3 protein-coding genes are annotated in these 11,773 nt (G+C 67.3%); 2 read left to right on the top strand and 1 reads right to left on the bottom strand.

What is annotated here, in order from left to right; translation table 11 throughout:
* Window positions 1-539: 539 nt before the first annotated feature.
* On the bottom strand, window positions 540-878 hold the full coding sequence (locus tag WAW17_RS32620; RefSeq protein ID WP_422336964.1) for an RNA polymerase-binding protein RbpA: 339 nt from the start codon (window positions 876-878) through the stop codon (window positions 540-542).
* A gap of 172 nt (window positions 879-1,050) precedes the next feature.
* Between WAW17_RS32620 and WAW17_RS32615 the strand changes: the two genes are divergently transcribed.
* Window positions 1,051-1,383 (top strand): hypothetical protein, encoded by a 333-nt coding sequence (locus WAW17_RS32615; protein ID WP_422336963.1) that lies wholly within the window; start codon window positions 1,051-1,053, stop codon window positions 1,381-1,383.
* A 221-nt stretch (window positions 1,384-1,604) separates the two neighbouring features.
* A partial coding sequence (locus WAW17_RS32610) for an amino acid adenylation domain-containing protein (RefSeq protein WP_422336962.1) occupies window positions 1,605-11,773 on the top strand: 10,169 nt, incomplete at its 3' end.

The following is an 11,773-nucleotide window of genomic DNA, read 5'->3' as shown; positions in this document are numbered from 1 at the left end:
TCGGATATTCAGCCGATAAAGCTACCGGACGTTTGGATTCGATCGCGGCGGGCAATACCCCTGTCAATGGCAGTATGTGACGGATCGAACCGATGACGACCTGAGTGCGTGAAGGCGGTATCGAGGGCCGAGGTCTCCGCATGCCGGCGGTCCTGACCTGGCGATCCGGCCGGATCAGGAGAACAGACCAAACCCTTGACTCCGCCGTACCGAATAGTAGATTGAGGGCAGTCATGTGACCTACCTCTCATTGGGGCGCGAGCTCCGAGGGGTCGGTCATACGTGGTTTCTTCGACTGCGTGTTCGGGGCGTGACTCTCTCACTGGTGTGCCCGGAATGAAACGCGTGTGCGTTCAGCAGATCGGAGTATGTGTATGGATTCTGTCGCCACGGTGACCTCGTCTCGAACTCACCGCTCGCCCGAGACCGGTGCGGTCCCGCATCGGACGCTCCACGCGCGGCAAACGCCGCCCCGGCACAGCCGGGACGGCGTTCGTGAGTTTCTGCCCGAATCAGGCTCCGTGACGATTCACGGGAATTCAGGCCCCGCGACGCTTCGCTTTCAGCAGGTCGAGCCGCTCCTTGAGGAGTTCCTCGAGCTCTTCCTTGGAGCGGCGCTCGAGCAGCATGTCCCAGTGAGTGCGGGGTGGCTTGACCTTCTTGGCCTCGGGTGCGGTCCCCTCCATCAGGGTTCCCTCCAGGCCGTTGCGGCAGAGCCAGGTACCCGGGATCTCGGCCTCGTCGGCGAAGGGAATGTCGAACACCTCACCGTTGTCGCACCGGTACTTGGCCATCCGACGGGGCGCGAGGTCGTGGTCACGGTCGGTCTCGTAGCTCACCGCTCCGAGTCGACTACCTCGAAGTACGCGATCTGCCATGGTTGTGTCCTCTCCTCGATCGTCTCCGCGCGAGCACGCCTGGACAAGAACCAAGCGTTCACACTCATCTACAACGCCACGGACTCCCGATTGGTTCCCGTACGCCGCGCAGATGCAACCTCGCCATCTTACCGGGCGGTCTTCAGGGCTCCGCCCGGTAAGGTGGTCGATCGTGACCGGCTCCTCCCGCAGACCCGATCCGTGCCTCTGGTGTGGCCGGGAGATCGCGGAGTCGGGAATGGGACGCCGTCGGCGGTATTGCCGCCAGTCGTGCCGCCAGCGCGCCTACGAGCAGCGCAGTCAGGTCAAGGGCACCAGCATTCCGGCCGACGCGCTGGTGCTGACGTCGGAAGAAGCCTCCGCAATGGTCGACCGCATTTTTCAGGTTCGATGTGCCGCAGAGGACGTGGCGACAGCCGTTGCCGAAGGTGCGGCGGCCCATGAAGTTCAGTCGCTGTGTGCGGATCTCGTGCGCCTGGCCCGTGAGGCCGAACGCTTCCGCTGAGTGCCGGGAACGGACCGCGGGACGGGATACGCATCCTGTGGGACCCGCTCCTCCGTTGCCGTCGAGCATTGGCGGCGATTCAGACACGAACTGCTTGATTCGACACACGCCGGAGTCCCGCGCACCGCATCATCGGTACAGCGCGGCGGACCGGCGGCGATGGGCCCGAACCACGCGCGGCACCCGCGCATCCACAGTTCTCCACCCGCTGGGGGTAAAAGATGACGAGTTCGAATTCGCCGACGACAGGTAATCGCTCCGACGACGGGTACGTGCCGGAGGGTGCTTTTCCGCTCTCCTCGGTGCAGCGCAGCATGTGGTTCGCGCAGCAGCTGAGCCCCACCGTCCCGAAGTTCATCGCCCAATACGTGGATCTGCGCGGCGAGATCGACCTGGACCTTCTGAGCGAGGCGGCGGTGACCGCGGCACACGAGTTCCAGTCACCGTTCCTCCGGCTGCTCGACGTGGACGGTGAGCCGTACCAGATGGTCGATCACACGATCGACCCGACGGTCGGTTTCTGCGATTTCCGGGGCGAGCCCGACCCGATGGCGGCGGCACAGGCGTGGATGGACAGGGACTACTCCACGCCGCTACGGCTGACCCGTGATCGTCTGGTCGAGATGACGATCCTCCAGGTGGGCGAGGAACACTACCTGTGGTACACCAGGATTCACCACGTCGCGCTCGACGGCTACAGCGGAATGACGATGCTGAACAGAATCGCGGCGCTGTACACGGCCGCGATCGAGGGGGTCGAGCCCGAGCCGAATCGTGCGCTTCCGCTGCGCGAACTCTACGACCTGGACACCAAGTACCGGTCGTCGAGCCGCTTCGAGAACGATCGCGCGTACTGGGCCGAGCACATCGTCGGTATCGAACACGGGTCCACCCTGTCGTCGCATGCGGCCCCGGCTGCCGCGCAGAGCAGGCTCGAGAGCGGCACCGTGTCCCCGAGCGCCGTGGAGTTGCTGGGCAAGTCCGATCAGCGGGTCGCCGCCACCTCGGCGGCGGTTCTGCTCGCCGGATTCGCGGTCTACCTGTCCAGGATGACCGGTCGGGAGGATGTGCTGGTCAACCTGCCGGTGTCGGCGCGCACCACGGCGCCGCTGCAGCGGTCCGGCGGCATGCTGGTGAACGTCGCACCGTTGCATCTGACGGTCCGACCCGACGACACTGTCGCCGACCTGGTGCAGCGTGTCCAACTCGAATTGATGGGCGCACTGCGTCATCAGCGATGCAGCCTCGAGGACATCCGGCGTGACGCGGGCCTCGCCGGAAGCGAAGACGGTCTGACCGGTCCGATGGTCAACGTCATGCTGTTCCATCACGCCCTGACGCTGGGGTCGGTGGTCGGCGAGTATCACATCGTGACCTCGGGTCCGGTCGACGACCTGCTGGTCAACATCTATCAGGGTGGTGAGGGGCAGACGCTGCTCGACTTCCGGGGCAACCCCCACCGGTACGGCCCGGAGGAACTGCGCGCCCACCACCGGCGTTTCGTCGAACTGATCGAGGAGTTCCTGGCGGCGGAACCGCAGACCCGCACCGCGGACATCCACACCGAGAGCGCGCGGCAAGGGGCACGCATCCTCGAACGGCAGTCGCATCGCGAATTCTGGACACGTGAACTCGCGGGTCTGCCCGAGGTGTCGGCCTTGCCGCTCGATCGCCCGAGGCCCGGCGAACGCGACGGCACCAGCGACGTGGTGGAGTTCGCCGTCGACGACAGAGTTCGGCTGGCCGCAACCGAACTGGCCGCAGAGGCCGGCACCGGGATGTTCACGACGCTGCACGCCGCGCTGGCGATCCTGCTCGGACGGCTCGGAGACACCGACGACGTCGTGATCGGAACACCCGTCGTCGTTCGGGAACCGGCCGGGTCCGAGCCAGGGTCGGGAGGCCCCGATACCGATGTCGTCTTCACCGATGCCGTTCTCCGGTCCCCGGTGAACGTGGCATCGTCCTTCGCCGAACAACTCGCGAGGGTCCGCGACGCGGACCGGGTGGCGTTCGCGCACGCCGCACTGCCGTTCGACGAGTTGGTCGCGACGTTGGGAATCGAGCCGGATCCCTCGCATTCACCCCTGTTCCAGGTGATGCTCGCGTTCGCCGACGAGGGTCACCCGCACGATTCGTCCGGTGCGGCGATCGTTGCCCCCATCGACCGCGAAGAGCGGGCGCGCGGTCTCGACCTGGCATTTTCCCTCGCCGAATCGGGGGAGGGCGGACTGGCGGGCCGGTTGACGTTCGCGGTGGACGTGTGGGACCGCGACTCCGCAGAGACCCTCGCGGGGCGTTTCGTACGGCTCCTGCAGGCGGTGACCTCCGATCCCTCCGCGCCGGTCGGGGACGCGGAGATTCTCGAGGCGGCCGAGTCTGCCGCGCTCGCCCCGGTGCGTGGCGAGCCCCCCGTCGAACCGAGGACGTTGCCCGAACTGCTGCGCCATGCGGTGGCCGCGGGAGGTGACGGGGCCGCGTTGATCTTCGACGGTGTCGCCGTCTCCTACCCCGAGCTCGACGAGCGGTCGAGCCGCCTCGCACGGATACTGATCCGGCGCGGTATCGGACCGGGATCGGTGGTCGCATTGGCGATCTCCCGATCCACCGAGTCCGTGCTGGCCACGTGGGCGGTCGCGAAGTCGGGTGCCGCGTTCGTACCGGTCGACCCCAATTATCCCGCCGACCGCATCGAGCACATGCTCACCGATTCCGGTGCCGCTCTGGGGCTGACGACGAGTGCGCATCGGTCCCGCGTGACCGAGTCGGCGCCGTGGCTGGTGCTGGACGATCCCGGTTTCACCGAACTGGTGGAGAGGGAGTCGGCCGCCGAGGTCACCGACGACGACCGGCTCCGTCCGCTGCGAATGGCGGACCCCGCCTACCTGATCTACACCTCCGGTTCCACCGGCACGCCCAAGGGTGTGGTGGTGCCCCATCTCGGTCTGGCCGATTTCGCGACCGACGAGCGTGAACGGTTCGGCGTGAGCCCGCAGTCGCGGACCCTGCATTTCTCCTCGCCGAGTTTCGATGCCTCGATCCTGGAACTGCTTCTCGCGGTGGGCGCCGGAGCCACCATGGTGGTCGCGCCCGCCACGGTCTACGGCGGTAGCGAACTCCGGGAACTGTTGCAGCGTGAACAGGTGACCCATGCCTTCGTGACGCCGGCGGCATTGGCATCCGTCGATCCCACGAGTCTCGACCGGTTGCGCTGTGTGGTCACCGGTGGCGAGAGTTGCCCGCCCGCCCTGGTCGCGCAGTGGGCACCCGGCCGCGTGATGTTCAACGCGTACGGCCCGACCGAGGCCACCGTCGTCGCGAGCGTGAGCGGACCTCTCGCGGTCGGCGCGCCGGTGACGATCGGCCGGCCGTCGCGCGGTTGCGGCCTGCTGGTGCTCGATTCCCGGCTCCGTTCTGTTCCGGTGGGGGTGCCGGGCGAGCTGTACATCACCGGCGACGGTGTGGCACGTGGGTACCACAATCGCTCCGTCCCGACGGCCGAGCGCTTCGTCGCCGATCCGCACGGCGCCCCGGGCGAACGGATGTATCGGACCGGTGACCTTGCGCGCTGGAACCGTGCCGGGGAACTCGAATACCTCGGCCGCACCGACTTCCAGGTGAAGATCCGCGGATTCCGCATCGAACTCGGTGAGATCGATGCGGTGATGCGCTCGCATCCGAGCGTCGCGTTCGCCACCACCGTCGGCCGTACCGCTCCCACGGGGGAGACGGTGCTGGTGACCTATGTGTTGCCGGCGGAGGGAGCGGATCTGGTGGTCGGGGACGTCCTCGAACGTGCGGCCGCCGTGCTGCCCGCGCACATGGTGCCCGCCCGGGTGATGGTGCTGCTCGAGGTTCCGCTCACACCGGCGGGCAAGCTCGATCGGAAGGCATTGCCCGAACCCCGGTTCGATACCACGACCACCGTCTACCGGGCTCCCGTCACACCGACCGAAATCCAGGTCGCGAAGGTGTTCGGGGACCTGCTCGGTGTCGAACGCGTCGGAGCCGACGACAGTTTCTTCGACCTCGGCGGAGATTCTCTCGTCGCGACGAGGGTGGTGTCCCGCGTCAACGCCGCCCTCGGCACCGAGATCGGGGTGCTGGACCTGTTCGAGGCGCCCACCGTGGCGATGCTCAGTGCACGGGTGGACGCCGCCGGCCCACGGGTGTCCGCCCGACCGGAACTGCGGCCCCGGCAGGGTTCCGGTCCCCTACCGGTGTCGCTGGCCCAGCAGCGCATGTGGTTCATCAATCAGCTCGACACCGCCTCGCCGGCATACAACATCCCGGTGGGAATCCGGTTGCGCGGCACCCTCGACGTCGCGGCGCTGCGGATGGCGGTGGCCGATGTCCTCACCCGCCACGAGTCGCTGCGCACCGTCTTCCCGAACACACCCAACGGACCCATCCAGCTGGTGCGCCCGGTGGCGGAGGTGGCTCCCCGCCTCGACGCCGTGGATGTCGTCGAAGACGAACTCGAGTCCCGTCTCCGCGGCGACGCAACCACCGGGTTCGACGTGACCGCGGAACCGCCGCTGCGGGCGCAGCTGTACCGGCTAGCCGCCGATCATCACGTCCTGGTGTTCGTCGTCCATCACATCGCCGCCGACGGTTTGTCGATGACACCGCTGACCCGGGACGTGATGGTGGCGTATCACGCCCGCGCTGCCGGCGAGTCCCCGCAGTGGGCGCCGCTCGAGGTGCAATACGCGGATTTCTCCGTGTGGCAGCGCGAGCTGCTCGCATCCCCCGACGACCCGACCAGCCTGCTCTCGCGGCAGCTCTCGTTCTGGGCACGCACCCTCGAGGGTGCCCCGGAGGTCCTGGAGTTGCCGACCGACCGGCCTCGCCCCGCGCGGCAGTCGATGGTCGGTGCGACCACGGACTTCACGATTCCCGCGCATCTGCATTCCGCGCTGCTCGATCTCGCGAGCTCACACGACGCCAGCCTCTTCATGGTGGTCCACGCGGCTCTCGCGGTCCTGCTGTCCCATTCGACCGGGTCGCCCGACGTGTCGATCGGTTCTCCGGTCTCCGGACGTGGTGAACGCCAGCTGGACGACGTGGTCGGGATGTTCGTCAACACGGTGGTGTTGCGCACCGCCGTCGACCCGGATCGTACGTTCCCCGAGATTCTCTCGCACACCCGGTCGGTGGACCTCGCGGCGTTCAGCAACACCGATCTGCCGTACGAGCGGTTGGTCGACGAGTTGAAACCCAGCCGTTCCGAGGCGCACTCGCCGCTGTTCCAGGTCATGCTGGTGCTGCAGGGATTCGCTGACACGCGGCTCGAACTGCCCGGGCTCGAGGTGGAGGTCGAGGGTCTCGACACCGGCGCCGCCAAGTTCGATCTCCAGGTCATCCTCACCGAGCACACCGAGGAATCCGGGCGTCCGGGACCGATCGATGCCCAGTTCTCTTATGCCGCAGAACTTTTCGATCCCCCCACGATGACGGCGCTGGCGGAACGGTTCGTCACCCTGCTCGAGACGATCACTGCCCGCTCGGACGCCAAGGTCGGGGACATCGACCTGATGGGCCCGGACGAGAGCCGCCGGGTACTCGTGGAATGGAACGACACGGCCGCCGCCGTACCGCCGTCGGCCACGCTGGTCTCGCTGTTCGAGGATCAGGTGGCCCGCACACCGGATGCCGTGGCGCTCGTGTTCGGCGACGACGAACTGCTGTACGCGGAATTCGACGCCCGGGCCAACCGGCTCGCCCGTGAACTGCTCGCGCGTGGCGTCGGGCCCGAATCGCGTGTGGCGGTCGCCCTGCGCCGCTCGCTCGAGATGATGATCGCGATCTACGCAGTCGAGAAGACCGGCGCCGCCTATGTTCCCCTCGATCCGGACCATCCCGCGTCGCGCATCGCGTACGTGATCCGGAGTGCGTCCCCGGTGTGTGTCCTCACCTCCTCGCGCGACCGGTGCGAGGGCGTGGATGCCGAGGCAGGAAGCAGGGCGATCGAGATCGACACCCTCAACCTGTCCGGACGGTCCAGCAGTCCGATCGTCAGCGCCGAACGCGGAGGATCGATTCACCCCGATTCGACCGCCTATGTGATCTACACGTCGGGTTCGACCGGCAGGCCCAAGGGCGTCGCCGTCTCGCACCGGGCGATCGCGAACCGCCTTCTCTGGATGCAGGACACCTACCCGCTGGACCCGTCGGACGTGGTACTGCAGAAGACGCCTGTCACGTTCGACGTGTCGGTCTGGGAGCTATTCTGGCCCCTCGAGGTCGGTGCCCGGCTGATGATCGCGGTCCCGGACGGACACCGCGACCCCACGTACCTGTCGCATGTGATCGCCGATCATCAGGTCACCACCATGCATTTCGTGCCGTCGATGCTGGCGGTGTTCACCGCAGGCGCCGAACCGGCTCTGTGTGGTTCGCTGCGCCGGGTGTTCTGCAGCGGCGAGGCATTGCCGCCCGCGTCCGCAGACGCCTTCCGGGAGCAGTTCGGCGCTGCGGAACTGCACAACCTCTACGGTCCCACCGAAGCGGCCGTGGACGTCACGTACTGGGCGTGCTCCGAGAACGACCGGACATCCGTCCCGATCGGTGCACCGGTGTGGAACACCCAGCTCTACGTGCTGGACTCGCGGCTGCATCCCGTCCCGGTGGGGGTACACGGTGAGCTGTATCTGGCGGGCGTTCAGCTGGCCAGGGGTTATGTGGGGCGCAGCGACCTCACCTCCGACCGGTTCGTCGCCAATCCCTTCGGTGAACCCGGGGCCCGGATGTACCGCACCGGTGACGTGGTCCGCTGGCGGGCCGACGGCAACGTCGAGTACATCGGCCGCCGCGACTTCCAGGTGAAGCTGCGAGGGCAGCGCATCGAACTCGGAGAGGTGGAAGCGGCGCTGCTCGCGCATCCGGCGGTGGCGCAGGCTGTCGTGACCGTTCACCGCAGCGAAGCCACCGGAGAAAACCTCGTCGGATATGTGATCGCGGTGTCCGGGATCGACATCGACACGGCCGACGTGCGCGACACCGCGGCCGAGGCCCTGCCGTCCTACATGGTGCCGACCCGGATCATCGTGCTCGAGCGCTTCCCTCTCGGCGCCACCGGAAAATTGGACCGAGGCGCCCTGCCCGAGCCGGAGTTCCTCAGCCCCTCCGCCGAGTTCGTGACACCACGCAATCCGGTCGAGGAAATCCTCGCATCGATCTTCGCGGATCTCCTCGACGCCCCGCGGGTCGGCGTGTACGACAGCTTCTTCGATCTCGGTGGCAACTCTCTGGTGGCCACCCGGCTGGTTGCGAGGGTCAACGCCGCACTGGGTAGCCGCATCGGTGTCCGCGAGATTTTCGACGCCTCCACAGTGGCGGCACTGGCCACCCGGATCGAGGCCGAAACCGTCCACGGTGCCGAACGTCTGCCGCTCATCGCGGGGGAGAGGCCGGCCCGGTTGCCGGTGTCGCTGGCCCAGAAGCGGATGTGGTTCATCAACCAGTTCGATGTCAGTTCCCCGGCGTACAACATCGCTCTCGCGGTGCGCCTGAGCGGGGTACTCGACGAGGATGCGATCCAGGCGGCCGTCGCCGACGTGATGGAGCGACACGAGTCGCTGCGCACCCGGTTCCCGATGGTCGACGGTGAGCCGTTGCAGGTGGTGCTACCCACCGAAGATGTGGTGCCGGACCTGACTCCGATCGACACCACCGAAGAGTCACTCCCCGAACGCATCTCGAGAATCGCACGTGCGGGATTCGATGTGACCCGGGCCGTCCCGGTGCGGGCCGCCCTGTTCCGGACCGGCCCGGAAGAGCATGTGCTGACGATCGTCGTGCACCACATCAGCGCGGACGGTTTCTCGATGGCACCACTGGCGCGGGACGTGATGACCGCCTACGCGGCCCGCACCGGCGGACAGGCGCCGGACTGGAAACCGCTGCCCGTGCAGTATGCGGACTTCGCGCTGTGGCAGCACCGGGTACTCGGCAGTGCCGACGATCCGGACAGTCTGCTCGCCGCCCAACTCGACTACTGGACGAAGACGCTCGCCGGGCAGCCGGAACTGCTGGCCCTGCCCCTCGATCATCCGCGCCCGGTGCAGCAGTCGATGCGGGGTGGAACACACTCGTTCAGCATCGACCCGCAAGTGCACGGCCGGTTGATAGCGACTGCCCGCGAACATAATTCGAGTGTGTTCATGGCCGTCCACGCGGCCTTGGCCGTGCTGCTCGCCCGACTCGGGGACACCGACGACGTGGCGGTCGGCACGCCGATCGCCGGCCGCGGGGATGCGGCGCTCGACGACATGGTCGGCATGTTCGTCAACACTCTGGTACTGCGAACCCCGGTGGTGCCGAGCAAGACGTTCCCCGAACTGCTCGCGACGGTCCGCGACGTCGATCTGAGCGCGTTCCAGCACGCGGATCTGCCGTTCGAACGGTTGGTGGATGCCATCTCGCCCGAACGGGCGACGTCGCATTCGCCGTTGTTCCAGGTGGTGCTCGAGTTCCGCAACAACGAACGACCGCGTCTCGAGCTTCCGGGGCTGACCGTCACCGGACTCGACCTGGCGACGGACATCTCCAACTTCGACCTGCAGCTCACGCTGACCGAGGAGTTCGGTGTGTCGGGCGAACCGGCCGGCATCTCGGCGTCCTTCACCTACGCGGCCAGTCTGTTCGAACCGCCGACGATCGCGGGATTCGCCGAATACTTGCAACGCATCTTCGACACCGTGACCAGTGCACCCGACACCGCCGTCGGTGACATCCACCTGATGACCGCGTCGGAGCGCGCCGCGCTGACGCCGGTGATGGACGGCCCGGACACCGAGCCCCGCACCCTGCCCGAGCTCCTCGCGGCGGCGGCGGCCGTCGATCCGCAGACCCCCGCGGTGACGTACGAGAACCGGTCGATGACCTACCGGGAACTCGACGAGCGCTCGAACCGCCTGGCACGTCTGCTCATCGGGCGCGGTGTGGGTCCCGAATCCGTGATCGCCCTGGCCATGGCGCGGTCGATCGAGTCGGTGCTGTCGCTGTGGGCGGTGGCCAAGACCGGTGCCGCGTTCGTCCCGGTCGACCCGAACTACCCGGCCGACCGGATCATCCACATGATCACCGACTCGGGCGCGGCCCTCGCACTGACTGTCGCCGAGTTCGAACCCGCGCTGCCGACCTGCACGTCGTACCTCGTGGTCGACGCCGCGGAATTCGAAGACGAGGTGTCGCGCTACTCCGGCGACCCCGTCACCGAGGCGGACCGTACCGCACCGCTCGCACTGGACAATCCCGCGTATCTCATCTACACGTCCGGATCCACCGGCACACCCAAGGGTGTGGTGGTAACCCATCGCGGCCTCGCGAACTTCGCGGCCGACGAACGGACGCGGTTCGAGGTGACCCCCCTTTCGCGCACATTGCACTTCTCGTCGCCGAGTTTCGACGCCTCGATCCTCGAGTTGCTGCTCGCGTTCGGGTGCGGCGCCACGATGATCATCGCCCCGCCTGCCGTCATCGGCGGAACCGAACTCGCGGACGTGCTCCGGGAAGCCCGGGTGACGCACGCGTTCATCACCCCGGCCGCGCTGGCCTCGGTCGACCCGAGCGGCCTCGATCTGCTCGAATGTGTCGTCACCGGAGGCGACGTGTGCCCACCGGAACTGGTGGAGCAGTGGGTGACCGGCCGGCGACGGATGTTCAATGCCTATGGCCCGACCGAGGCGACCGTGGTATCGAGTGTGACGGCGCCGATGAGGCCCGGCGAGTCCGTCACCATCGGCCGCCCGCCGATGGGCACCGGAGAGATGGTGCTCGACTCGCGTCTGCATCCGGTCCCGGTAGGTGTGACCGGTGAGCTGTACGTTTCGGGATCCGGTCTCGCCCGCGGCTATCAGGGGCGCGCGGGTACCACGGCCGAACGGTTCGTCGCCAATCCCTACGACGGTTTCGGTGCCCGCATGTACCGCACCGGTGATCTGGCCCGCTGGAATTCCGTCGGGCAGCTGGAGTACCTGGGGCGCAGCGATTTCCAGGTGAAGATCCGTGGTTTCCGGATCGAGCTGGGTGAAATCGAAACCGTCCTCGCCCGCTACCCGGGTGTGGCGCAGTCGGTGGTGTCCGCACACAAGGGCGGAACCGGCGTGAGCCGTCTGGTCGGGTACGTCGTGCCGGTACCGGGCGCCGAACTCGACCCGGACGACATTGTGCGGTTCACCGGAAACACTCTTGCGCCGTACATGGTGCCCTCCGCATTGATCATCCTCGACGAGTTGCCGCTGAACCCCGCGGGCAAGGTGGATCGCCGGGCGTTGCCGGAGCCGGATTTCGGGGCTCGGGTGTCGGCGGGGCGGACGCCGGTGACGGAGATGGAGGCGGTGCTGGCGGGGTTGTTCGCCGAGGTGCTGGGGTTGGAATCGGTGGG

This window comes from Rhodococcus sp. (in: high G+C Gram-positive bacteria) (genome assembly GCF_049286785.1).
Taxonomy (GTDB): Bacteria; Actinomycetota; Actinomycetes; order Mycobacteriales; family Mycobacteriaceae; genus Rhodococcus_F.
Note: the sequence above shows the minus strand (reverse complement) of the source record. Positions and strands in the feature narration are given on the sequence as shown.

Coding starts and splice junctions, on each gene's coding strand:
- WAW17_RS32620 (WP_422336964.1), bottom strand. CDS start 878: ATGGCAGATCGCGTACTTCGAGGTAGTCGACTCGGAGCGGTGAGCTAC.